The sequence below is a fragment of the Pseudomonas sp. ChxA genome, from assembly GCF_030263855.1.
Lineage (GTDB): Bacteria > Pseudomonadota > Gammaproteobacteria > Pseudomonadales > Pseudomonadaceae > Aquipseudomonas > Aquipseudomonas fluorescens_CB.
In genome coordinates, this window is record NZ_JARPMK010000002.1 from 1316773 (window position 1) to 1341056 (window position 24284).

Here is a 24284-nt window from a genome sequence, read left to right on the forward strand (position 1 = left end):
GCAGCCGCCAAATGTCTACTTCTTGGCGGCAATCATCGCCATAAATGCCGGCATCGCCGCCTCCCTGTCCGCCGCCACCCTCTTGGCGTTGGGCATCTCATGCAGGCGCTCCAGCAACGCCTTGGCCTTCGGTAAATCCGCCAGCAAATCCAGGCCAAACAGCTTCTCGCCCACCGCGCAGGCGAGGTTCACGCTGTACATGAAATACAGATCGGCAATCGTGAAGCTCTCACCCGCCACATACGGCGCGAACTTGCCGTGCCGACCTAAAGAACCAACCCCCAGCAACAACTCCGCCTTGGTTTTTTCCTTGATCGCGTCCGGCACCGGCATACCAAAGAACGCTTCGGCAAAACACGCACGGGCGGGCAACTCAATGTACAGCTCGATCTCCCGGCACAACGCCAGCACCTGGGCGCGCTGATACGGGTCGGCGGGCAGCAACGACGGGCCTTCCTGGGTTTGCTCGATGTATTCGAGGATCACGCTGGTTTCGTTGATAAACCCTTGTTTTACGCCCAGCACCGGCACCTTGCCACGCGGGCTGACGGCCAAGGCTTCAGGGGTTTGGCCTGCGTAAAACGGTACTTCTTCGAATGGCAGGCCTTTCTCCAGCAGCGCCAGTTTGACCATGTTGTAGTAGTTGCTGACCGAAAATCCGTAAAGCTTGAGCATTGCGAATGCCTCCAGGCCGGGTGTGGGGTTGGCTGCAAGAGTTATAGATCCATGCAGGCCGCCTGACCAGCAGCATCAGTTGCCTGAATGGCGGTAGACTGGCGCCCTTTCCTTGAGGAGCCTGCCATGAGCGAGCCAACCGATATCGACAACGACGAAGAAGAATTCGCCGAAACCACCCTGATCGAAGCGATCGAGAACCAGATCGAAAGCGAAAACCCGCCAGCGGCCAAGGCCACGTTCAACAAGCTGACCCTGGTGGGCTACGAACGTGAAGAGATCCTGCAACTGATGGCCCACGTGCTTGCGGTGGAGATCGACGCGCTGCTGGAAGAGGACCGTGCTTTCAATACCGAATGGTATGAAACTGCACTGCGTGCCCTGCCGGAATTGCCGCCCGAAAAGCAATAAATCCAACAAGCGGCAACACACTGGACAGTTCGGTAAAGTGCGTTCACCTTATGGCCTGCTAGCCTCTAATAAATTTTAGAAAGTCTGGAGTCCTTATGTCGTATACCCCTGAGTTGGTTGCCGAACTGGAAATCCTTGTACTCTTCCCCTTGGACAGCACCAAGGAAGGTCTGAAAGTCCACCAGACCGCCGCGCCTACTGCCATCGCCGCAGCCAAACGCCTTCATGCCAAAGGTCTTATCGACCAGCCGGACGGGGGCTACCTGACCAGCCTCGGCCGCGACGCCGCAGAACAAGCGCAAACCCTGCTGACTATCCTGACTACCGCCACTACCAAAGAAGCTGCCTGACACCTTTTACTTTCGCCCATGGAATCCGCCTGCAGCGGATTCCGAGGGCGTTGCTGTGGGCCGCACCTAATTCTGACGCCAAAAAGCCGCACACCCTCTAAACCTCCTACGCTTGAGGCTGTAAACTCCTATACGGCCGCCCACGTCGGGCTCTGCGAGCCAACGACTTAAACATGACCCGCACCCATGAAATCCGCCCCGACCTGGACGAAGGCATCGACCGCAAGGTGCTGGCCCAGTTGCGTGCGCGCTTCATGGCCCTCAATGCAGGCCGCATGGCCCGCGCCGTCGAAGGGCTGACGCCGCGCCAGCAGAGCGTGCTGACCCTGCTGCCGTTGTTTTTCCACGTCAACCACCCGCTGTTGCCCGGCTATGTCTCGAGCAGCACGCCAGCAGGGTTGTCGAATTTCGAACCCGACGCCCAGGCTCTGACGGAAGCACAGCGTCTGACCCGCTCGTTCTCCTATAAGCCGCGCCATGGCAACCCGCCGCAGCCGATCCACGGCCTGTTCCTGATGGGCAGCCTCGGCACCTTGGCCCAGGCGGACCAGAGCGACATGGACGTGTGGGTCTGCCACGCTCCGGACCTTGGCGAGAACGAACTGGCCGAGCTGCGCAAAAAGTGCCAGTTGCTCGAAGCCTGGGCGCTGACCATGGGCGCCGAGGCTCACTTCTTCCTGATTGAGCCGACGCGCTTTGTTTTAGGCGAGCGCGACACTCAGCTGAGCTCCGACGATTGCGGCACCACCCAGCACTATTTGTTGCTGGATGAGTTCTACCGCACCGCCATCTGGCTCGCCGGGCGCACGCCCATCTGGTGGCTGGTGCCGGTCTATGAAGAAACCCGCTACGCCGAATTCACCCACGCGTTGATCTCCAAACGTTTTATCCGCGCCGATGAAACCCTCGACCTCGGCCACCTGGCGCACATCCCGCCGGGCGAATTCATCGGCGCCGGGTTGTGGCAACTGTTCAAGGGTATCGAGTCGCCGTACAAATCGGTGCTCAAGCTACTGCTGACCGAGGTGTACGCCAGCGAACACCCGAACGTGCACTGCCTGAGCCTGCGCTTCAAACGTGCGGTGTTTGCCAACCAGATGGACCTGGATGAGCTGGACCCGTACATCGTGGTTTACCGCCGCATCGAGGAATACCTCAGGGCGCGCAATGAACCCGATCGCCTGGAGCTGGTACGCCGTGCGCTGTACCTGAAGGTCAATCGCAAGCTCAGCGCCGGTCAACGCAGCACCAGTTGGCAGCGGCTGTTGCTGGAGCGCCTGGCCCATGAATGGGGATGGGACCAGCGCCAACTGGCCTTGCTGGACAGCCGCAGCCAATGGAAAGTGCGCCAGGTGGCTTCCGAGCGCCGCGCACTGGTCAACGAACTCAATTACAGCTATCGCTTTCTCACCCAGTTCGCCCGCACCGAGCAGACCGTCAGCCTGATCAACAAGCGCGACCTCAATGTGCTGGGCCGACGCCTGTATGCCGCATTTGAGCGCAAGGCCGGCAAGGTCGAGTTCATCAACCCCGGCATCGCCCCGGACCTGGCCGAAGACACCCTCACCCTGGTGCAATCGCCCAACCGCAAAGAGCCTGGCCAGCATCATTGGGGCTTGTACAACGGCAACCTCACGGCGCTGGAATGGGAGCACTTCGCGCCGATCAAGCGCAGCCGCGACCTGTTGGAAATGCTCACTTGGTGCCATCGTAACGGCGTGATTGACAGCAGCACGCGCCTGGCCCTGCATCCAGGCGTCAGCGACATGACCGAATTCGAGCTGTTCAACCTGCTGGGCTGCCTGCAACAGACCATCGCCCTGCCCCTGGCCAGCGTCGATGAGGACCGCCTGTTGCGCTCGGCGGTGCCGGAAGAGGTGCTGTTGCTGATCAACGTCGGCGTCGACCCGCTCAAGCATCACCGCGACTTGAACATCCTGATGACCACCGAGCGCACTGACTCCCTGAGTTACGCCGGCGTGCGCGACAACCTGGTGCTGACCCTGGATCAGGTCACGCTCAACAGTTGGAACGAGGTACTGGTCAGCCGCTACGACGGGCCCCATGCACTGCTCGACTGCCTGCGCGACTACCTCAACCAACTGCCGCCGAACCACCTGCCGCGCCTGCGGGTGCGCTGCTTCTGCCACAACCGTGCGCAATTCATTGCCCAGCGGGTGGAAGAAATTTTCGACACCGTGCAGAACCTGCTGCTGAGCCAGTCCAATCACCGCTACCTCCTGCAGGTGCAGCAGCACTATCACGTGATGGAACTGACGCCGGGCCAGGCCACTCACGTGCCACTGCCAACCCAGGACGCACTCATCGCCTACCTCAGCGAAGAGCTGGCCAGCTATAGCCCGCTGCACCTGGACGCCATGGCGCTGGAAGACCACGACCTGGCCTTGCTGCTGCCCATGGGCCTGGCTGATTGCGTGCAGGTGTTCTACCGGGTCAATGAGGGCTTCGCCGAGCTGTATGTGTTGGATGAGTTCAACGCGCTGTGGCAGCAACGCTTGCCGTTTCATGATGAACAGAGCCTGTTGGCGCCGCTGCAGCGCTTCCTGCAGTCGATCATCTACCGTCGCGAAGCCCTGGCACCGCTGGATACACAGCAACAGCTAGGTGAAGTGCAGACTTTGTATTACCAACTGTTGCCGTCAGGCAGCCAACGCGCCCGCGGCATCGAGCCTCGGCCGGCGCCGCAGAACCCGGCCAACAAGCCGTTTTATGACGTACAGGCGATTATCGGCAAGGCCGCACCCGGCCAGGTCGGCATTACCCTGTACTGCAATCAACGGGAGTTTTCCGAACTGGAGTTCGGCGACCAACTGTTTGCCGTGGTGGCCCAGGAAATCGTCGGGCAACGCCGGGAGACCGAGCGTTACCGCTGCTACATCACCGACCTGGACCTGTCCGGCCTGCTCGGTGATGTGCAAAGCCCGAGCAACTTGTATCTGCGATACAAGGCCGAGCTGGAGTTGTCGCTGAATGCGGCGCTGAGCCAGATTTAAGCGGCTCTTGCTTAGATAGAAAATGCGCCGCCATCTTTGGGCTGGCCTTCGACGCTGAGCAATTCAAGCTTCAACGTCTTGCCGCCCGGAGCTGGCCAATCGATGTGCTGACCCACTTGCAGGCCCAGCAACGCGCTGCCTACCGGTGCCAGGATCGAAATTTTACCTTCGTCGGCGTTGGCATCCTTGGGATAAACCAGGGTCAGGTGACGCTCTTTACCACTGCTTTCTTCACGGCAATGAACGCGGGAGTTCATGGTCACGACGTCTTCCGACACTTCATCGTGGCCGACTGTTTCTGCGCGATCGAGTTCGGCTTGCAACGCTTCGACACCGGGAAACTCATCGCCCAAGCGGTCGATCAATTGCTCCAGACGCTGCACGTCAAGACGGGTGAGAATGATGGACGGTGCGGTGGTCATGATTCAGGCAGACTCCTTTTTTCTGCACAAAAAAGCAAAACCCCGCCAGGAAAAGGCGGGGTTCTCACGGGCCTCGATGAGTTGAGGCGTACCCGGACACTACCACAGCGTCACAAATAAACAAGACGGCCTCAGGCGCGCGCCCTACGCTGTTCGGCCTCGGCGCAAATCACTCGGCGCCGGGCATCGTCGGCGGAGCGCCATTCACGGATGTCTTCCACGTGACGGTGGCAGCCGAGGCAGACTTTATGCTCGTCCAGGCGACACAAACTGATACAAGGTGACGGCACCGCCGGGCTGACATTGCTGAACAGCGGCTTGGGCGGGCGTACAGGTGTAGGCTGGGTCACCGTCAGATCTCGTCGAAGTCCAGCTTTTCGCCAGCTTGTTCCCAAACCAGGCGTTCAAGCATTTCGCCCAGCAACTCTTCACTTTTGTCACATTGCCACTTGCCGCTCTCTTCGTCGTATTCGAAGTGAATACCGCCCGAGCGAGCCGCCAGCCACAACTGACGCAGCGGCTCCTGGCGGCTGAAGATCAGTTGGGTGCCGTTTTCAAACTTCACGGTCAGCACACCAGCCGAGTTCTCCAGGTCCACATCCAGGCCGCTGTCGTCGAAAATATCTTCCAGCGCCTGCTGGGTCGAATCCACCAGGTCGTGAAAACGGGCTTCGGTCAAACTCATTGTGGGAACCTCGAAAAGTGTCTGGTCACGCTCATGCGGCGCACGATACGGACGCGCCATGATGATTGCAAAGGATACCGATTTCATTACCCGCAGCCGCGTGAAATATCCTCATTTAGCGTAGGCCGAATCCCGGTGTGCTCGGCAAACCCCCGCCGGACGGGTATTACGGCGCATAGGCAAGCTGGCGGGTGGTCGGTATACTCGGGCGCAATTAATGCATATTCAAGGATTTCGCCATGAAGCGCCTGATCTCTTCCCTTGCTGCGCTCGTCGCGGTCGCTTGCCTCGTTAGTGCCTGTGGTCAAAAAGGCCCGCTGTACCTGCCCGATGACAGCAAAGACCCGAACGACCAGGCACAGTCGTCGCAAAAAGCTGCAAAAGCGCATAAGCACGACACTTACTAAGGGAACATCATGGACGCTTTTAACTACCGGGACGGCGAGCTGTTCGCGGAAGGCGTGGCGCTGTCCGCGATTGCCGAGCAGTTTGGCACCCCGACCTATGTGTACTCGCGTGCGCACATCGAAGCCCAATACCGCTCGTTCACTGACCCACTGGAAGGCGTTCCACACAGGGTGTGCTACGCGGTCAAGGCCAACTCCAACCTGGGTGTACTGAATGTCCTGGCGCGTCTTGGCGCTGGTTTTGACATCGTTTCCCGTGGCGAGCTGGAACGTGTTCTGGCTGCCGGCGGCACGGCTGACAAAATTGTCTTCTCCGGTGTCGGCAAAAGCCGTGAAGACATGCGCCGCGCCCTCGAAGTCGGCGTGCATTGCTTCAACGTCGAATCCACCGACGAGCTGGAGCGCCTGCAAGTGGTCGCCGCCGAGATGGGCGTTCGCGCGCCGATCTCCCTGCGCGTCAACCCGGACGTCGATGCCGGCACGCACCCGTATATCTCCACCGGTCTCAAAGAGAACAAGTTCGGCATCGCCATTGCCGACGCCGAGGACGTGTACATCCGGGCCGCACAGCTGCCGAACCTGGAAGTGCTGGGTGTCGACTGCCATATCGGCTCGCAACTGACCACCCTGCCGCCGTTCCTCGATGCGCTCGACCGCCTGCTGGCACTGACCGAACGCCTTGGCGAGTGCGGTATTTACCTGCAGCACATCGACCTTGGTGGCGGCGTGGGTGTGCGTTATCGCGATGAAGAACCGCCGCTGATCGCCGATTACATCAAGGCTGTGCGCGAGCGCACCGAAGGCCGCGGCCTGACCCTGATGTTCGAGCCGGGCCGTTATATCGTCGCCAACGCCAGCGTGCTGCTGACCCAGGTCGAGTACCTCAAGCACACCGAGCACAAGGATTTCGCCATCGTCGATGCGGCCATGAACGACCTGATCCGCCCGGCGCTGTACCAGGCCTGGATGGACGTCACTGCCGTAACCCCACGCGAGGGCGAAGGCCGCGCCTACGATATCGTCGGCCCGATCTGCGAGACCGGCGATTTCCTGGCCAAGGACCGTCAGCTGGCCCTGGAAGAAGGTGACCTGCTGGCCGTGCATTCGGCCGGTGCCTACGGGTTTGTCATGAGTTCCAACTACAACACCCGCGGCCGTGCCGCCGAGGTGCTGGTGGACGGTGATCAAGCGTTTGAAGTGCGTCGCCGCGAGACGGTAGCCGAGTTGTATGCTGGCGAAAGCCTGCTGCCGGAGTAAGCCATGCTGCTGCGTTTTACCAAGATGCACGGGCTGGGTAATGATTTCATGGTCCTTGACCTGGTCAGCCAGCACGCGCATATCCTGCCCAAGCACGCTAAACAGTGGGGCGACCGCCACACCGGCATCGGTTTCGACCAATTGCTGATCGTCGAGGCGCCGAGTAACCCAGAGGTGGATTTCCGTTACCGGATCTTCAACTCCGACGGTTCCGAAGTGGAACAGTGCGGCAACGGTGCGCGTTGCTTTGCGCGCTTTGTGCTGGACAAGCGCCTGACCGCCAAGCGCCAGATTCGCGTCGAAACCAAGAGCGGCGTGATCGAACTGGATATTCGCAGCGACGGCCAGATCAGCGTCAACATGGGCGCGCCACGCCTGGTGCCGGCGGATATTCCGTTTCAGGCCACCGAGCAGGCCGCCAGTTACGCTCTGGATGTAGAAGGCAAAATCGTCGACATCGCTGCCGTCTCCATGGGCAACCCCCATGCCGTACTGCGGGTCAACGACATCAATAACGCCCCGGTGCATGACCTGGGGCCGAAGATCGAGCATCACCCGCGCTTTCCGGCACGGGTCAATGTGGGCTTTTTGCAGGTGATCGACCGTACCCGCGCGCAACTGCGTGTATGGGAGCGCGGCGCCGGCGAAACCCAGGCGTGCGGCACCGGTGCTTGCGCCGCAGCCGTCGCCGCGATCAGCCAGGGGTGGATGGATTCGCCCCTATTGATCGACCTGCCTGGTGGACGCTTGTCCATCGAATGGGCAGGGCCTGGCCACCCGGTGCTGATGACCGGGCCGGCCTCGCGTGTATACGAAGGACAGGTCCGTCTATGAGTGAGCCAAGCTAATGACCGATAAGCCTCAAGTACCCGCCCAAGCAACCCCAAGCGAAAGTCTGGAGGCCGCTGCTGTCGCGGCGTACCTTGAGGCTAATCCGGACTTCTTCGTCGAACACGAAGAACTGCTGCCCGCCCTGCGCATCCCCCACCAGCGTGGCGATACCGTGTCGCTGGTAGAGCGGCAGATGAAGATCCTGCGCGAGCGCAATATCGAGATGCGCCATCGGCTTTCCCACCTGATGGATGTGGCCCGCGACAACGACCGCTTGTTCGACAAGACCCGCCGCCTGATTCTGACCCTGATGGACGCCAACAGCCTGGAAGAAACGGTGATCGCCGTGGAAGACAGCCTGCGCCAGGACTTCCAGGTGCCGTTTGTCAGCCTGATTTTGTTCAGCGACAACCCGATGCCGGTGGGTCGCTGGGTCAGCGGCAGCGAAGCGCAGACCGCAATCGGCGGGCTGCTCTCGGAAGGCAAGACCATCAGCGGCACTTTGCGTGAACACGAGTTGGACTTCCTGTTTGGCGCCGAACAGCGCAAACAAATCGGCTCCACCGCTGTGGTCGCCCTCAGCCATCAAGGCCTGCACGGCGTGTTGGCGATTGCCAGCCGTGATCCTGGGCACTACAAAAGCTCGGTGGGCACACTGTTTTTGACGTACATCGCCGAAGTGCTGAGCTGCGTCCTGCCGCGTTTCACCACCGCCCTGCGCGCGGTGCGCTAGCCATGGAACGGCAACTGGACGCTTATTGCGCTCACTTGCGCAACGAGCGCCAGGTGTCGCCCCATACACTGGAAGCCTATCGACGGGACTTGAACAAGGTCCTGGCGTACTGCGAAAAACAACAGATCAGCAGCTGGAAGGCCCTGGATATCCAGAGCCTGCGCAGCCTGATCGCGCGCCTGCACCAGGCGGGCCAGTCTTCGCGCAGCCTGTCGCGCCTGCTCTCGGCGGTACGCGGCCTCTATCACTACCTCAACCGCGAAGGCCTGTGCGACCACGACCCGGCCAATGGCCTGTCGCCGCCCAAGGGCGAGCGGCGCCTGCCCAAGACTCTCGACACCGACCGCGCCCTGCAATTGCTGGACGGCGCCGTTGAGGACGACTTCCTGGCCCATCGTGACCAGGCGATTCTGGAGCTGTTCTATTCCTCAGGCCTGCGCCTGTCGGAGCTGACCGGCCTGAATCTGGATCAATTGGACCTGGCGGACGGCCTCGTGCAAGTGCTCGGCAAAGGCAGCAAAACCCGTGTGCTGCCGGTGGGCAGGAAGGCCCGCGAAGCCTTGCAGCTGTGGTTGCCGCTGCGCCTGTTGACCAACCCGGCGGACGATGCGGTGTTTGTCAGCCAGCAAGGCCGACGCCTGGGGCCACGGGCGATTCAGGTGCGGGTCAAGGCTGCCGGCGAGCGCGAGCTAGGGCAAAACCTGCACCCACACATGCTGCGACATTCTTTTGCCAGCCATATGCTGGAGTCGTCCCAGGACCTGCGCGCCGTGCAGGAGCTGCTCGGCCACTCCGATATCAAGACCACGCAGATCTATACCCACCTCGACTTCCAGCACCTGGCGACGGTATACGACAGCGCCCATCCACGGGCCAAACGCATCAAGGGCGGCGACTCATGAGTATCAAGCTGATCACCTTCGACCTGGACGACACGCTCTGGGACAACGTACCCGTCATCATCAACGCCGAGGCGTCGATGCGCGAATGGCTGGCGGTTAACGCCTCCAAGGTTGGCGACTTGCCTCTGGAGCATTTCGCCAGCCTTCGCCAACAGGTGTTGGAGCGCCATCCAGAGCTTAAATATCGCATCAGCATCCTGCGCCATAAGGTCCTGATGCACGCGTTTGAAGAGGCCGGTTACCCACAGCCAGAGGCCACGCAGATGGCGGATGTGTGCTACGAGGCGTTTATTCACGCCCGTCACCAGCTCACCCCGTTCCCGGAAGCGGAGCCCATGCTGCAGGCGCTGCGCCAGCACTTCCTGCTGGGTGTGATCACCAACGGCAACGCCGATGTGCAACGCGTGGGGCTGGCGGATTACTTCCACTTTGCCCTGCGCGCCGAGGATATCGGCATCGCCAAACCGGATGCACGGCTGTTTCAGGAAGCCTTGCAACGCGGTGGCGTGGATGCAAGTCAGGCCGTGCATATTGGCGATCATCCTGGCGATGACATCGCCGGGGCTCAGCAGGCCGGGCTTCGCGCAGTGTGGTTCAACCCGACGGGCAAGGCGTGGGAAGCGGATAAGCAGCCGGATGCCGAGATTCGCAACCTGACGGAGTTGCCGGAACTGCTGCGCAGCTGGCAGTCACGCTGAAGATTCAAAGTGGGAGCTGGCTTGCCTGCGATAGCGGTCTGTCTGACCCACCGCTATCGCAGGCAAGCCAGCTCCCACAGGGCTATGCAATGAATTTTAAGAATTTGTTTCAGGCATGAAAAAGCCCGCAGCGACGGCGGGCTTTTTCTTACAAGCGGGCTGCTGACCTCAGATAGGTCGGCTGCCGTACTTGTTATCCGGCTTCTTCGGTGGGTCTGCCACCACGTTGGCCTCGACTTCCTGCACTTTGCCGCCTTTAGCGAGGAATTCTTCCATCGCACGGGCCAGCGCATCGCGCTCTTTGTTCTTGGCTTCAACGCTCGGCAGTTCGTCTACCGAGACAGCGGCCTTGGCTTTGCCTTTGGCTGCCGGGGCGGGTGCATCATCGCCACCGTCGTCGTCAGCAACGTCTTCAGCTGCCGCTTCAAGGCCTTCTTCGGCCTCGTCGTCGTCACCTACTTCAAGGTCGTCGTTTTCCAGATCATCGTCGCTCATGTTCTACCTCATGACTTGCGAAAAGCAGATTAGTTATAGCCCAGCTTCATCCTCTGTCGAGGCCGCCGGAAAAAAATCACATCCACTGGGTTTCCAGTGGCTTATGCCCCGTCACCGTGCAACGTGGCGAGGACTTTACGAGCACCGCCATGATCTCGGTGCTCGCCCAGATAAACACCTTGCCAAGTCCCTATCGCCAAGCGGCCGGCCTTGACCGGCAAACTCAGCTGGCAGCCCAGCAGACTGGCCTTGAAATGCGCCGGCAGATCATCCGGACCTTCGTCGTTATGTTCGAACCCTGCACGCCCTTGCGGCACCAGCGAGTTGAAAAAACGCTCGAAGTCACGGCGAACCGCCGGGTCGGCATTCTCGTTGATGGTCAACGAGGCCGAGGTGTGCTGCAGCCACAAATGCAACAGGCCTACGCGGCACGCCTTCAATTCAGGCAGGCCGGCAAGCAACTCATCCGTTACCAGGTGAAAGCCCCGGGGCTTGGCCCGCAGGGTAATCAGGGTCTGTTGCCACATACAGTTCTCCGCCCATCGGCGCGCATTCTAGCGCGGTCTGGGAAAAAACAAAGTGTCGAATACGCCTACATGCATGTAAGACTTTCGCACCCTCAAAAGTGCCGTGTGGATCCCATCACAAACTCGGCAAAAAACCCATCCGCCTTTAGCCACAGACAAACCTCAGACAAAAAAATGCCCGGCAAGCCGGGCATCTTTTTTTCGCGTACTTACAAGTTGTAGCCGCGTTCGTTGTGTTGCGCCAGATCGAGGCCCACCGCCTCTTCTTCGTCGGTCACCCGCAGGCCCATCACCATGTCCAGCACCTTGAGGATGATGAAGGTCACGATAGCCGTGTAGATCACGGTAAAGCCCACGCCTTTGCACTGGATCCAGACTTGCGCCGCGATATCAGTGGTAGCCGCGTTGAAGCCGCCCAGCGAAGGTGCAGCGAACACGCCGGTAAGGATCGCGCCGAGGATACCGCCGATACCGTGCACGCCGAAGGCGTCCAGGGAGTCGTCGTAGCCCAGTTTGCGTTTCAGGGTAGTGGCGCAGAAGAAACACACCACGCCTGCCGCCAGGCCGATGATCAGCGCGCCCATCGGGCCAACAGTGCCGGCAGCCGGGGTGATTGCAACCAGGCCGGCGACTACGCCCGAGGCAATGCCCAGGGCGCTTGGCTTACCGTGGGTGACCCACTCGGCGAACATCCAGCCCAATGCAGCAGCAGCGGTAGCAATTTGAGTCACCAGCATCGCCATACCGGCAGTGCCGTTGGCCGCCGCCGCAGAGCCGGCGTTGAAGCCGAACCAGCCAACCCACAGCATGGCTGCACCGACCAGGGTGTAACCCAGGTTGTGCGGCGCCATCGGCGTGGTCGGGAAGCCTTTACGCTTGCCAAGTACCAGGCACGCCACCAGGCCAGCCACACCGGCGTTGATGTGCACCACGGTGCCGCCAGCGAAGTCCAGCACGCCCCAGTCGCCCAGCAACGAGCCCGGACCGCCCCACACCATGTGGGCAATCGGCGCGTAGACCAGGGTGAACCAGACGCCCATGAAGATCAGCATCGCGGAGAACTTCATACGCTCGGCGAACGCACCGACGATCAGCGCAGGGGTAATGATCGCGAAGGTCATCTGGAAGGTGACGAACACCGCCTCAGGGAACAACGCCGCAGGGCCGGTAATGCTCGCCGGGGTTACGCCCGACAGGAACAATTTGGACAGGCCGCCCACGAACGAGTTGAGGTTGACGACGCCTGCTTCCATACCGGTGGTGTCGAACGCCATGCTGTAGCCGTAAACGAACCACAAGATGGTGATCAGACCGGTGATGGCGAAGCACTGCATCATCACGGAAAGAATGTTTTTGGAGCGCACCATGCCGCCGTAGAACAGCGCCAGGCCCGGAATGGTCATGAACAGTACCAGCGCGGTGGATGTAAGCATCCACGCCGTGTCGCCGGAATTGAGGACTGGAGCAGGGGCTGGGTCCGCCGCCAATGCCAAGGCCGGCATTACGAGGGACAACAGGGCTCCTAGCCCTGCGAATTTACGCAGAGTCATATTGTTTTCTCCTGGGGCGTTGGGGGTTTGGCGGCTTAGATTGCGTCGGTATCGGTTTCGCCGGTACGGATGCGAATAGCCTGTTCCAGATTGACCACAAAGATCTTGCCGTCACCGATCTTGCCGGTGTTGGCCGCCTTGGTTATCGCCTCGATAACCCGGTCAAGATCCTTGTCGTCAATGGCGACATCAATCTTCACCTTTGGCAGGAAATCGACCACGTATTCCGCGCCGCGATACAGCTCGGTGTGACCCTTCTGCCGACCGAAGCCTTTGACCTCAGTAACGGTAATGCCCTGCACGCCGATCTCGGACAGTGACTCGCGTACATCGTCCAACTTGAACGGCTTGATGATGGCAGTGACTAGCTTCATGAAAACTCTCTCCCGAATTGGTGGACTTGCCCCAGGAAAACAAACCCGTCTCAAGTCTAAGCGCAGTGCCTGGCTTTGTAACGCGTCGTCGCCTCGGCATTTACCGTTGCGACGCCAGCGAACCACTGGTGACGAAACCTGTACCCCTGATCCGTCGGCGCACTGCATTCGTCACAGCGACTGCATCAGTGCATGGGTCATGATCGTCTAAGCAGAAACCTTGCCAGCTCCGTAAAAATCACTGAAATCAGTCCTTTGCCCACTTATGCCCACCTGCGGGGCGTTTTGGCGGCGCCAATGCGCACAAAAACAGTGCGTAGCCGCCCGGCCCCCTGCGCGAAAAGCGTGCGCTCGCGGCCGTGAAAAAGACTATAGACGCTGCGTGATACACTGCCGGCCAACAGTTTTCCGGAATATTTCCCATGCTCGCGCCCAAAGACCTCCTCGACGCACTGAGCGGCCACGCCTCTCGCCTGTTCAGCGGCGAAACCCCGCTGCCCCGCAACGAAATCGAAAGCCAGTTCAAGGCCCTGCTGCAAAGCGGCTTCAGCAAGCTCGACCTGGTGAGCCGGGAAGAGTTTGACAGCCAGATGGTCGTGCTGGCCCGCACCCGTGCGCGGTTGGAGAGTCTGGAAGCGAAGGTGGCGGAGTTGGAAGCGCGGTTGACGCCACCCGCTGCTGAATAAACCCGGCCCATGTGGGAGCTGACTTGCCTGCGATAGCGGTGTTGGATTCACTGGCGCTATCGCAGGCAAGCCAGCTCCCACAGGTGTTTTTGCGTCGCTGTTTGGATACGTTCTGTAAACACTCCCTCATCTCGCTCCTCCCCACCTCGTCTACCCTTGAAAAACCCGCAGGAAGCGGCCTCCCACTCAAGGAACGAGCATGTCCCTCGCCATCGTCCACAGCCGTGCCCAAATTGGCGTAGAAGCCCCCACCGTTACCGTCGAAGTGCATATGGCCAATGGTCTTCCCTCGCTGACCTTGGTGGGCCTGCCGGAAACCGCCGTCAAGGAAAGCAAGGACCGCGTGCGCAGCGCCATCCTCAACTCCGCCCTGCAATACCCGGCCCGTCGTATCACCCTCAACCTGGCGCCCGCCGACCTGCCCAAGGATGGCGGGCGTTTTGATTTGGCGATTGCCCTGGGCATCCTGGCCGCCAGCGTGCAGGTGCCGGCGTTGATGCTCGATGACGTGGAATGCCTGGGGGAACTGGCCCTGTCCGGTGAGGTGCGAGCGGTCAAAGGTGTGCTGCCGGCCGCGCTGGCCGCACGCAAGGCCGGGCGCACCGTGATAGTGCCCAGGGCAAATGCCGAGGAGGCGTGCCTGGCCTCGGGGCTCAAAGTGATTGCAGTGGACCACTTGCTGCAAGTGGTGGCGCACCTGAATGGGGTTGTGCCGATTGAGCCATATAAATCTGATGGTTTGCTGTACTTGAACAAGCCCTACCCGGACTTGAGTGAGGTGCAAGGCCAACTGGCCGCCAAACGCGCGCTGCTGATTGCGGCGGCGGGCGCGCACAACCTGCTGTTCAGCGGGCCACCCGGCACCGGCAAGACCTTGCTCGCCAGCCGCTTGCCGGGCTTGCTGCCGCCCTTGAGTGAGCAGGAAGCCCTGGAAGTGGCGGCCATTCAGTCAGTGGTCAGCCTGGCGCCGTTGAGCCATTGGCCGCACCGTCCGTTTCGCCAGCCGCACCATTCGGCGTCCGGGCCGGCACTGGTGGGCGGCGGGTCAAAACCGCAGCCGGGGGAAATAACCCTGGCCCATCATGGCGTGCTGTTTCTGGATGAGCTGCCGGAGTTCGATCGCAAGGTCCTGGAAGTGCTGCGCGAGCCGCTCGAATCCGGGCATATCGTGATCTCCCGCGCCCGCGACCGGGTGAGTTTTCCGGCACGTTTTCAATTGGTGGCCGCGATGAACCCCTGCCCTTGCGGCTATTTGGGCGAACCCAGCGGGCGCTGTCGGTGTACGCCGGAGCAGATTCAGCGCTACCGCAACAAGCTCTCGGGGCCGTTGCTGGATCGGATCGACCTGCACCTCACTGTTGCCCGGGAAGCCACCGCACTGAGCCCGCTCCAACAGGATGGCGACACTACCGCAACAGCCTCGGCGGAGGTCGCCGAGGCCCGTGAACGCCAGCAAAAACGCCAAGGCTGCGCCAATGCCTTCCTGGACCTGCCCGGGCTACGCAAGCACTGCCAACTGGCAAAAGCCGATGAAGGCTGGCTGGAAAGCGCCTGCGAACGACTGACCTTGTCCCTGCGCGCGGCCCATCGTTTGCTCAAGGTGGCGCGCACCCTGGCGGACCTTGAGCGGGTTGAGAACATCGCCCGGCATCATTTGGCGGAGGCCTTGCAGTACCGGCCTGCGGCAGTCGGCTAGCGCTTAATGAACGCAAATTCTGTGGCATGTGGGCTGTGGGCATTTGTGGCGAGCGGGCTTGCCACAGTGAAATGGTGTAAATACCGAGACTTTATGCGGAAAAACCCAACAGCAGCCGCGCCACTTCCAGGACCTCATCCAGTACTGCCTCGGCCGACTCCGCAGACGGTTTGAGCATCAGGTCATCGGCATACCCCATCGCCAACGCGAAGATTTGCCGGGCGGCGCGTTGTGGCGAGTTGCAGCGGAAAACACCCTCAGCCACGCCTCGCTCAATCACCTCGGCGAGCATGCCTTGCCATTGCGCATTGATCACCAGATACGCCTGGGCCATTTGCGGGTCGTGCATGGCCTCGTCCCAGGCATCCAGCCACAACGCCCAGCCGGCATCAGCGGTGCTCGGCAGGCAGTCACGTAAAAAACCCACCAGCGCCTCAAGCGGCGGCGCATCTGCCAGAGGCTCGCGCACTTCATCCAACTGCTCATTGGCAAAACGCACAAAGGCTTCGCGACGCAGTTCGTTCCAGTCGCTGAAGTAGTGATAGACGTGGCTGCGCGAGAGGCCGGCATGCTCGGCCAGGTCGCGGGTGGACACATCGGCAAAACCCTTGCTGCGAAACAGCTCCAGGGCGGCGGCGATAATCTGGTCTTTACGGTCGATACGCGACATGGGCAATTCCTTCGGGCGCCGGTAGATAAGCGGCGCTTGCTTTTTGAGCGATCGCTCAAGGATACTTGAGCAGTCGCTCAATAATAGCGTCTATCACTCCTTTGGTGCACCCATGTCATCCGTGACCCCGCAAATCCTGATTGAAGAAAGCAAGAAAATCGGCCAGCAATCCGCCGGCCAAACGCTCAAGGCGATTGCCAAGGCTTACCCCGGAAAACTGTTCTGCACACTGTCACTGGTGGCGCTGGAAAATGCGCTGCTGCTGGCCTACCCGCTGTTTGCCGGGTTTGCGGTGGACTCGATTATCCGTGGCGATGCCACCAGCGCATTGTTCTACGCCGCGGTGGTCATGGCGTTCTGGGTGGTCGGCGCAGCGCGGCGGGCGCTGGATACGCGCACCTTTACACGGATCTACGCCGACCTTGCGGTGCCGGTGATTCTCAACCAGCGCCAGCAGAACCACAGCACCTCGAAGTCCGCCGCACGGGTGGTACTTGCGCGCGAATTCGTCGACTTCTTTGAAAAGCACGTGCCGATTATCGCCACCGCGCTGGTCTCGATTATTGGCGCGGCGGTGATGCTGATCGTGATTGAGCCTTGGGTCGGCCTGGCATGCCTGGCCGCCCTGTTGCTGTGCGTGACGCTGCTACCACGCTTTGCCCAGCGCAACCAGGAACTGCATGAGCGCCTGAATGATCGCCTGGAGAAAGAAATCGGCTTGGTAGAAAAGGTCGGCGCACCGACCTTGCGTCGCCACTACCACGTGCTGTCACGCTTGCGCATCTGGCTGTCTGACCGCGAGGCCGCCGCGTACCTGTTTCTCGGCACGCTGGCAGCCCTGCTGTTTGTGGTCGCGATCAGCCAACTGGCCTTGTCGCCGGCGGTCAAGGCCGGCCACATCTACGCGGTCATGACCTACCTGTGGACCTTCGTCACCAGCATGGACGAGGCGCCTGGGATGGTCGACCAACTGGCGCGCCTCAAGGACATCGGCAAGCGCGTGGACCCAGGCCTGGGCGAGCATTAAGCCTTAACGAAAACGGTCGACCTCATGCCGCAGGCCGGCCGCCAGGGTTTCCAGCTCCTTGGCGGTAATGGCCAGGTTCGACACCACTTCGCGCTGTTCGCTGTTGGCCAATGCGATGCTTTGCAGGTTGCTGCTCAGTACGTTGGCCGTGCTGCTCTGCTCCTGGGTCGCGGTGGTAATGGCGGCAAATTGCTGGCCGGCCGAACGGCTTTGCTCGTCGATTCGCGCCAGGGCCGAGGCCACGTCGGCGTTGCGCGACAGGCCTTCCTGCATCAACACGTTACCGTGTTCCATGGTGCTGATGGCGTTGCCGGTTTCGTGCTGGATGCTCTGGATCATCACCGAGATTTCGTCGGTGGCCTGGCGCGTGCGCGAGGCCAGGTTGCGCACTTCGTCGGCAACCACCGCAAAGCCCCGGCCTTGTTCACCGGCCCGCGCCGCCTCGATGGCGGCGTTGAGCGCCAGCAGGTTGGTTTGCTCGGCAATCGAGGTGATCACGCCGACGATCCCGCCAATTTCCTGGGAGCGCTGGCCCAAGGTGTTGATCACCGTGGCCGTGCTGTTCAGGGCGGTAGCGATATGCTCCAGCGACGACGACGCCTCTTGCATCGAGTTGCGGCCAATACGCGTCTGCTGGGCGTTTTCCTGGGCCAGTCGCTCGGTATTGCCCATGTTGTCGGCAATGTTCAGCGAGGTGGCGCTGAACTCTTCCACTGCGCCAGCCATGCTGGTGATTTCGCCGGACTGCTGCTCCATGCCCTCATAAGCACCACCTGACAGGCCGGACAATGCCTGCGCCCGGCTGTTGACCTCTTCGGCCGCTTTGCGAATGTGCGAGACCATGGTCGAGAGTGCTTCGCCCATCTGGTTGAAGCTGCTCGCCAACTGGCCGATTTCATCATGGCTGGAGACGTTCAAGCGTGCGCTCAAATCGCCAGCGCCCAAGGCTTCGGCCTGGCGCACCAAGTCGCTCAAAGGCTGCAATTTGCTGCGCAGCAACCACACCGCCGCACCGACCGCCAGCAACATCGCCAGTACGCTGCCGATCACCAGGCGAATGCCGACCGCCCAGGTAACTGCACGGATTTCGGACTTCGGCATGCTCGCCACTACTGACCAAGGGCCGCCTTCGAACGGCACCGCAACGCTGTAGAAGTCTTCGTCCTTGTCGCTCCAGAAGCGGCCTTTGCCTGGGTTCTTGGCCAGATCAAGCATCACCGGAACCGCTTGATCCAGCGCTTGCACGCCCGCCGGTGGCACCAGCCAGTGCTTCTGTTCGTCCAGCAAGGCAAGCGAGCCAGTCTGGCCGATACGGAAGCGTTTGAGGTTGTCGAACTGGGCCTTTTGCTCATCAGTGTAATCAAAGCCGATAAACAGCACGGCGATCACCTTGCCGGCGGCATCGCGCACCGGGCTGTACTGGGTCATGTAGGAGCGATCGAACAACACCGCACGCCCGATGTAATTCTGCCCGGCCAAAAGGCGCTGGTAGGCCGGGTGCTGGTGATCCAGCACAGTGCCGATGGCGCGATTGCCATCTTGTTTAGTCAGGGAGGTACTGATGCGGATGAAGTCTTCGCCACTGCGCACAAATACCGTGGCCACGCCGCCGGACATCTGCTTGAACTCGTCCACCTCAGCGAAGTTGTTGTTCAACACCTCATCGCCCAACAGCAGACTCGGGGTCTGCACACCGGCCACGGCGACCTGCTGGTCCGGGCGCACACTCAACCCGGCGCCAAAGCGCTTTTCAAACAGCCCGCTCAATCGCTGAGTACTCTCGCGCAAGGTGCTGTGGAAGGTGTTGAGTTGATCGGCCAGCAAGCGTGCCTCGCTGGCCAGGTGTTCCTCGCGGGTGTCGAGGTTGGCCGAGTCGAGGGAACGCAGGGCAAAAACCGTACTGCCGCTGATGACGACGGCCAAAATAACGGCCAAGGCGAGGCCTAACTGAGAGGCGATCCGAGCGCGAGGTTGAGACATGACAGCTCCTGGCCGAGGCCAGGATCATCCTGATCTCTTAGCGCAGCTCGGCAAATTATCTGGTGGGAAACGCTGGAAACGGGGGTTCCAACACACCTTCTTCGGCAAGCGCGGGCAACACTTGAGCGATTCACAGGGATATCGCGCAAACGATTGCACTGAAGATCTAGGCCAGGCGTTCAACCTGGGGCAATTCCATAGCGTTGACTTCGCCTTGAAGAAACTCCGCCAATCGCCGCAAGCGCTCGCCACCGGGACGGGTTTTCGGCCATACCAAATAGTAATTTTCCCCACTGGCCACCGCCGTCGGCCACGGCAGGCTCAAACGGCCCTGGGCCACATCTTCGGCCACCATCAGCAAATCGCCCATGGACACGCCGTAGCCCCGCGCGGCGGCGATCATGCCCAACTCCAAGGTATCGAACACTTGCCCACCCTTGAGCGACACCTGGGACGACAACCCCATGCGCTCCAGCCAATTGCGCCAGTCACGCCGGTCGGGTGTGGGGTGCAGCAGCTCGGCGCTCGCCAGACGTTGGACGTCCCACGGCCCGTCAATGAGCAGGTTGGGCGCACCCACCGGGATCAGCAATTCGGGAAACAGGTAGCAGGCCTCCCAATCCGCCGGAAAGTGCCCGTAACTGAGCAATACAGCGCAGTCGAAGGGTTCCTGGTTGAAGTCCACTTCATCCACGCTCATCCATGCGCTGGTCAGTTGCACTTCATTGCCCGGCTGCAAGGCGCGAAAGCGACTGAGCCGCGCCAGCAACCAGCGCATGGTCAGGGTCGACGGCGCCTTCATGCGCAGGATGTCGTCTTCGGCGTTCAGGGTGTGGCAGGCGCGTTCCAGCGCCGCGAAGCCTTCGCGCACGCCGGGCAACAGCAGGCGTGCCGCTTCGGTGAGCTGCAGGTTGCGACCACTGCGCTGGAACAGGCGGCAGGCGAAGTGCTCTTCGAGCGTGCGGATATGCCGGCTGACCGCACTTTGCGTGATGGAAAGCTCATCCGCCGCACGCGTGAATGAGTTGTACCGGGAGGCAGCTTCAAATGCGCGCAAGGCATACAGCGGAGGCAGACGGCGTGGCATGGAAGAACCTCCTCAGAGCAATGCCCAACCCTAGCATGAGTTTTAATCATGCGAGTGATCGCTTTTATCCTTTTGTGTAATGCGTCAGGAGCGCCGAGAATCAACCCTTTCCCCAACCCTCTGACTTTTTGAGCGTGATGATCATGCAACATCCGGTGCGTACTGAACTCTGGGCCATTCTGCGGCTGTCAGGGCCGTTGATTGCCTCACAGTTGGCGCACATGCTGATGGTGCTGACCGACACGCTGATGATGGCCCGCCTGAGCCCCGAGGCGCTGGCCGGTGGCGGCCTGGGCGCGGCGAGCTATTCGTTCGTGGCGATCTTCTGTATCGGCGTGATTGCCGCCGTCGGCACGCTGGTCGCCATCCGTCATGGCGCCGGTGACATCGAAGGCGCAACTCGCCTGACCCAGGCAGGTCTTTGGTTGGCGTGGTTGATGGCGTTGGTGGCCGGCTTGCTGTTGTGGAATCTCAAGCCCGTGCTGCTGATGTTCGGCCAGACCGAAACCAACGTGCAGGCGGCGGGGCAATTCTTGACCATCTTGCCGTTCGCCCTGCCCGGCTACCTGAGTTTCATGGCCTTGCGCGGTTTCACCAGCGCCATCGGCAAAGCGACGCCGGTAATGGTGATCAGCCTGGGCGGCACCGTCATTAACTACTTGCTCAACCATGCCTTGATCGAAGGCATGTTCGGTCTGCCGAAGCTCGGCTTGATGGGCATTGGCCTGGTCACAGCGATCGTCGCCAACTGCATGGCCCTGGCGTTGATGTGGTACATCCGCAGCAACCGCGCTTACGCGGCCTACCCGCTCGGCACGGGCCTGTTGCGCCTCAACACTCAGTACTTACGTGAACTGTGGCGCCTGGGCCTGCCGATTGGCGGCACCTATGCGGTGGAAGTCGGCTTGTTTGCCTTCGCGGCGCTGTGCATGGGCACCATGGGCAGTACGCAGTTGGCAGCGCATCAGATTGCCCTGCAAATCGTCTCGGTGGCGTTCATGGTGCCGGCGGGGATGTCGTATGCGATCACCATGCGCATTGGTCAGCATTACGGTGCTGGGCAATTGCTGCAGGCGCGCATGGCCGGGCGGGTCGGCATCGGTTTTGGCGCATTGGTGATGTTGGGGTTTGCCGTTGTGCTGTGGCTGTTTTCCGATGCGCTTATAGGGCTGTTTCTGGACCATAACGACCCCGCTTTCCACGACGTCATCGTGCTGGCGGTCAGCCTGCTGGCCGTGGCGGCGTGGTTTGAGTTGTTCGACGGCGTGCAGACCATTGCCATGGGCTGTATTCGCGGGCTGAAGGATGCCAAGACCACCTTCCTGGTCGGGCTCGGGTGTTACTGGCTGATCGGCGCGCCGTCTGCCTGGTTAATGGCGTTCACGCTGGGTTGGGGGCCAACCGGTGTTTGGTGGGGTTTGGCGCTGGGCTTGGCCTGCGCGGCCGTCAGCCTGACGTGGGCGTTTGAGGCGAAGATGAAGCGGATGATTCGCCAGGAGCCTGAAGTGCGCACGCAATTCCCGGCCATGCAACCAGACTAGAGAATGTACTCGGTCAAGGTGGGAGCTGGCTTGCCTGCGATAGCATCAACTCGGTGTGCCTGAAGTACCGAGGTGTCTGCATCGCAGGCAAGCCAGCTCCCACAGAAAAGCAGTTCTTCAGTGTATGCAGGCCCGCTTTTGCTTTTGATTCAACCACTCAGGTCGGCTTTCAGGCCGCCGTGCTGTAGATCTTGATCTTGATCTGAGACGCCCCGTTAACCACGATGGCCGGAGTGAGGGCATGCCGAGCCTAAGCGAGGCACCGAGTGGTGGGGCGAGGACCTTTTGGTTACTTTTGACTGGGCCGGCATTCCGGTCCTTGCAAAAGTGACCCGCTGTAAGAGCGGAACCAATAGAAGCCGTTACCGCAGCAACGGATATGTACACCGACAACCCGCCATCGCAGGCAAGCCCGCTCCCACATTTTTGATGGGGTTTACAACCATCAGCCCAGCAAAGCCTGCTGGCTCTTGCCGAACGTCAAATACTCCACCAACTCCGGCAACGGCAACGGCTTGCTGATCAGGTAACCCTGGGCCTGATCACACCCAAACAACCGCAACAGCGCCAGCTGCTCAGGTGTTTCCACACCCTCGGCGACCACTTCCAGGTTGAGGTTGTGGGCCAGGTTGATCATGGCATGCACCAGCTTGCGGTTTTCTTCGCGCTCTTCCATGCCGCCGACGAAGCTCTTGTCGATCTTCAACAAGGCAATCGGCAAGCTGTTGAGGTGCACGAACGAGGAAAAACCGGTGCCGAAGTCATCCAGGGAAAACCGCACACCCAGGCGGCCAAGGGCGTCCATGGTCTGCTTGACCAGATCACTGCGGCGCATCACGGCGGTTTCGGTCAGCTCGAACTCCAGCCACTGCGCCTCAACGCCACGCTCGGCAATCAGCCGGCTCAACGTCGAAAGCAACTGGCTGTCCTGGAATTGGCGAAACGACAGGTTGACCGCCATATGCAACGGCGGTAGGCCGCGTTCGCGCAGGTCTTGCATGTCGCGCAAGGCCCGCGAAATCACCCAATAGCCCAGCGGCACAATCAGGCCGCTCTGTTCGGCCAAGGGCACGAACTCACTCGGCGGCAACAGGCCACGCTCGCCGTGGCGCCAACGCACCAGGGCTTCCAGGCCGACGATATGCCCGTCGTCCAGATCCAGGCGCGGCTGGTAATGCAGCTCCAGTTCGTCGCGGCGCAAGGCGCGGCGCAGTTCACTTTCCAGGTCGGCCAGGCTGCGGGCGTTGCGGTTGATGCGTTCGTTAAAGATGTGAAAGGTACAGCCCTGGGTACTCTTGGCCTGCTGCATGGCGATGTGCGCGTGCCACATCAGCGGGTCGGCCCCAGCGCGGGCACGGGCATGTGCCACACCCAGGCTGCAGCCGATCAGCAGGCTTTCGCCATCCACCCAATACGGCTCGGCCATGGCTTCGGTAATGCGCTCGGCCATCCACTCGGCGCGCTGGGGCGCGCGGCGGGTGTCGATCAGCAGGGCAAATTCGTCGCTGCCCAGGCGCGCCAACTGGTCACCGGCTTCGAGCTGGCTCTTGAGTCGCGAGACCACTTGCAGGATCAAGCGGTCGCCAGCCTGATGGCCCAAGGCATCATTAGCGTGACGGAAGTTGTCGAGGTCCAGATGACCGAGGGCCAGGCCACGGCCTTCGTTTTCGGCCAGGCGCGCCGCAAGCAAGGTCTGGAAACCCTGGCGGTTGGCGATACCGGTCAGCGGGTCCTGTTCTGCCAGGCGCTGCAGGGTGTTTTCCAGCACGCCACGCTCACGCACGTGGCGCAGGCAGCGGCGCAATGTATCGGTATCCAATGTATTAAGGACCAGCCAATCGCTCACACCCAGCGGTGAAACCAGCGGTTCCTGCTCCAGCAGCAATATGCACGGCAGGCTGCAACGGCCTGGGCCGGGTTGCAGGCTGGGTGTGGTCAATAACACGGCACTGTGGTCGTCATCGAACAGACGACTCACCGAGTCCCAGTTGGGCGCGCTGACCAGCACAGCCCCATCGCCCATCGGCGCCAGGCACTCGCGCAACAACGCTGCCCACGCTGGCTCATCGGCCAGTAGCAGCAAACGCAAGGGTTCGACAGGCGTAGACAAGCTAGCTCCCTAGACTCTGCAAGATTTTTTTGGCGGCGGGCATTATGACGCGCGGCCTGATAATCACCAATGATAAGGGTTATCAAATACGCTAACGGTATACATTCGCTTCAGTTACCCGTCACATCCTGCGGCAAAGTATCAAAACCGGCAAAT

General features: G+C 60.9%; 25 protein-coding genes. 13 read left to right on the forward strand and 12 right to left on the reverse strand.

Going from position 1 to position 24284, the window contains the following annotated elements:
• Positions 1-15 precede the first annotated feature (15 nt).
• Positions 16-675 carry a glutathione S-transferase family protein gene (locus P5706_RS31840; protein ID WP_200433106.1) on the reverse strand — a complete coding sequence of 220 codons (660 nt, stop codon included), beginning with the start codon at positions 673-675 and terminating at the stop codon, positions 16-18.
• 126 nt (positions 676-801) lie between these two features.
• Between P5706_RS31840 and P5706_RS31845 the strand changes: the two genes are divergently transcribed.
• The 3 genes from P5706_RS31845 to P5706_RS31855 all read left to right on the forward strand — a co-directional run bounded on the left by P5706_RS31845 (position 802) and on the right by P5706_RS31855 (position 4450).
• Positions 802-1086, forward strand: coding sequence for a hypothetical protein (locus P5706_RS31845; protein ID WP_010207441.1), 285 nt, complete (start codon positions 802-804; stop codon positions 1084-1086).
• A 95-nt stretch (positions 1087-1181) separates the two neighbouring features.
• Positions 1182-1436, forward strand: a complete 255-nt coding sequence (locus tag P5706_RS31850) for a TIGR02647 family protein (RefSeq protein ID WP_010207442.1) — start codon at positions 1182-1184, stop codon at positions 1434-1436.
• A gap of 173 nt (positions 1437-1609) precedes the next feature.
• Positions 1610-4450, forward strand: coding sequence for a class I adenylate cyclase (locus P5706_RS31855; RefSeq protein ID WP_285684414.1), 2841 nt, complete (start codon positions 1610-1612; stop codon positions 4448-4450).
• Positions 4451-4461: 11 nt separating this feature from the next.
• Here the strand turns inward: P5706_RS31855 and rnk are convergent, their stop codons facing one another.
• From rnk to cyaY, 3 genes are all read right to left on the reverse strand, one after another.
• A complete protein-coding gene (rnk, locus tag P5706_RS31860) occupies positions 4462-4872 on the reverse strand; it encodes a nucleoside diphosphate kinase regulator (protein WP_200433108.1) in 411 nt (136 codons plus the stop codon).
• Between the two features lie 131 nt (positions 4873-5003).
• Positions 5004-5222 (reverse strand): DUF1289 domain-containing protein, encoded by a 219-nt coding sequence (locus P5706_RS31865; RefSeq protein WP_200433109.1) that lies wholly within the window; start codon positions 5220-5222, stop codon positions 5004-5006.
• Positions 5223-5224: 2 nt separating this feature from the next.
• Entirely contained in the window at positions 5225-5557 is a 333-nt protein-coding gene (gene cyaY / locus P5706_RS31870; protein WP_065931935.1) for an iron donor protein CyaY, read from the reverse strand.
• Positions 5558-5796: 239 nt separating this feature from the next.
• Between cyaY and lptM the strand changes: the two genes are divergently transcribed.
• From lptM to P5706_RS31900, 6 genes are read left to right on the forward strand one after another with little or no spacing between them, the layout of a single operon-like run.
• On the forward strand, positions 5797-5964 hold the full coding sequence (gene lptM / locus P5706_RS31875; protein ID WP_017134995.1) for an LPS translocon maturation chaperone LptM: 168 nt from the start codon (positions 5797-5799) through the stop codon (positions 5962-5964).
• Positions 5965-5973: 9 nt separating this feature from the next.
• Entirely contained in the window at positions 5974-7221 is a 1248-nt protein-coding gene (gene lysA, locus P5706_RS31880; protein WP_200433110.1) for a diaminopimelate decarboxylase, read from the forward strand.
• A gap of 3 nt (positions 7222-7224) precedes the next feature.
• Positions 7225-8055 (forward strand): diaminopimelate epimerase, encoded by an 831-nt coding sequence (gene dapF, locus P5706_RS31885; RefSeq protein ID WP_285684420.1) that lies wholly within the window; start codon positions 7225-7227, stop codon positions 8053-8055.
• 13 nt (positions 8056-8068) lie between these two features.
• Entirely contained in the window at positions 8069-8785 is a 717-nt protein-coding gene (locus tag P5706_RS31890; protein WP_200433112.1) for a DUF484 family protein, read from the forward strand.
• A gap of 2 nt (positions 8786-8787) precedes the next feature.
• The gene (gene xerC, locus P5706_RS31895; protein ID WP_010207453.1) at positions 8788-9687 is read left to right on the forward strand and encodes a tyrosine recombinase XerC; all 900 of its coding nucleotides are present in this window, start codon (positions 8788-8790) and stop codon (positions 9685-9687) included.
• A complete protein-coding gene (locus P5706_RS31900; protein ID WP_200433114.1) occupies positions 9684-10385 on the forward strand; it encodes an HAD family hydrolase in 702 nt (233 codons plus the stop codon). The genes xerC and P5706_RS31900 overlap by 4 nt, the downstream gene beginning before the upstream one ends.
• 168 nt (positions 10386-10553) lie before the next feature.
• On the opposite strand, the gene sutA is transcribed toward P5706_RS31900, so the two are convergent.
• The 4 genes from sutA to glnK all read right to left on the reverse strand — a co-directional run bounded on the left by sutA (position 10554) and on the right by glnK (position 13331).
• Entirely contained in the window at positions 10554-10880 is a 327-nt protein-coding gene (gene sutA / locus P5706_RS31905; protein ID WP_017135899.1) for a dormancy-specific transcriptional regulator SutA, read from the reverse strand.
• A 101-nt stretch (positions 10881-10981) separates the two neighbouring features.
• Positions 10982-11407, reverse strand: a complete 426-nt coding sequence (locus tag P5706_RS31910; RefSeq protein ID WP_056860808.1) for a secondary thiamine-phosphate synthase enzyme YjbQ — start codon at positions 11405-11407, stop codon at positions 10982-10984.
• 209 nt (positions 11408-11616) lie between these two features.
• The gene (locus P5706_RS31915; RefSeq protein ID WP_200433116.1) at positions 11617-12957 is read right to left on the reverse strand and encodes an ammonium transporter; all 1341 of its coding nucleotides are present in this window, start codon (positions 12955-12957) and stop codon (positions 11617-11619) included.
• A gap of 35 nt (positions 12958-12992) precedes the next feature.
• Positions 12993-13331 carry a P-II family nitrogen regulator gene (glnK, locus tag P5706_RS31920; RefSeq protein WP_002555808.1) on the reverse strand — a complete coding sequence of 113 codons (339 nt, stop codon included), beginning with the start codon at positions 13329-13331 and terminating at the stop codon, positions 12993-12995.
• Positions 13332-13753: 422 nt separating this feature from the next.
• On the opposite strand from glnK, the gene P5706_RS31925 reads away from it, so the two are divergent.
• Both P5706_RS31925 and P5706_RS31930 read left to right on the forward strand, forming a co-directional pair.
• The gene (locus tag P5706_RS31925) at positions 13754-14017 is read left to right on the forward strand and encodes an accessory factor UbiK family protein (RefSeq protein WP_058421153.1); all 264 of its coding nucleotides are present in this window, start codon (positions 13754-13756) and stop codon (positions 14015-14017) included.
• 199 nt (positions 14018-14216) lie between these two features.
• On the forward strand, positions 14217-15713 hold the full coding sequence (locus P5706_RS31930; protein WP_285684422.1) for a YifB family Mg chelatase-like AAA ATPase: 1497 nt from the start codon (positions 14217-14219) through the stop codon (positions 15711-15713).
• A gap of 91 nt (positions 15714-15804) precedes the next feature.
• Here the strand turns inward: P5706_RS31930 and P5706_RS31935 are convergent, their stop codons facing one another.
• The gene (locus tag P5706_RS31935; protein ID WP_200432391.1) at positions 15805-16383 is read right to left on the reverse strand and encodes a TetR/AcrR family transcriptional regulator; all 579 of its coding nucleotides are present in this window, start codon (positions 16381-16383) and stop codon (positions 15805-15807) included.
• Positions 16384-16495: 112 nt separating this feature from the next.
• Here P5706_RS31935 and P5706_RS31940 point away from each other — a divergent pair, with 112 nt between their 5' ends.
• Positions 16496-17410 (forward strand): ABC transporter six-transmembrane domain-containing protein, encoded by a 915-nt coding sequence (locus tag P5706_RS31940; RefSeq protein WP_200432390.1) that lies wholly within the window; start codon positions 16496-16498, stop codon positions 17408-17410.
• Between the two features lie 3 nt (positions 17411-17413).
• On the opposite strand, the gene P5706_RS31945 is transcribed toward P5706_RS31940, so the two are convergent.
• Positions 17414-19390 (reverse strand): methyl-accepting chemotaxis protein, encoded by a 1977-nt coding sequence (locus P5706_RS31945; RefSeq protein ID WP_285684423.1) that lies wholly within the window; start codon positions 19388-19390, stop codon positions 17414-17416.
• A gap of 166 nt (positions 19391-19556) precedes the next feature.
• Positions 19557-20477, reverse strand: a complete 921-nt coding sequence (locus tag P5706_RS31950) for a LysR substrate-binding domain-containing protein (RefSeq protein WP_285684425.1) — start codon at positions 20475-20477, stop codon at positions 19557-19559.
• A gap of 137 nt (positions 20478-20614) precedes the next feature.
• On the opposite strand from P5706_RS31950, the gene P5706_RS31955 reads away from it, so the two are divergent.
• Positions 20615-22018, forward strand: a complete 1404-nt coding sequence (locus tag P5706_RS31955) for a NorM family multidrug efflux MATE transporter (RefSeq protein WP_285684427.1) — start codon at positions 20615-20617, stop codon at positions 22016-22018.
• Between the two features lie 445 nt (positions 22019-22463).
• Here P5706_RS31955 and P5706_RS31960 read toward each other — a convergent pair whose 3' ends face one another.
• Positions 22464-24128 carry a putative bifunctional diguanylate cyclase/phosphodiesterase gene (locus tag P5706_RS31960; protein ID WP_200432386.1) on the reverse strand — a complete coding sequence of 555 codons (1665 nt, stop codon included), beginning with the start codon at positions 24126-24128 and terminating at the stop codon, positions 22464-22466.
• Positions 24129-24284 lie beyond the last annotated feature (156 nt).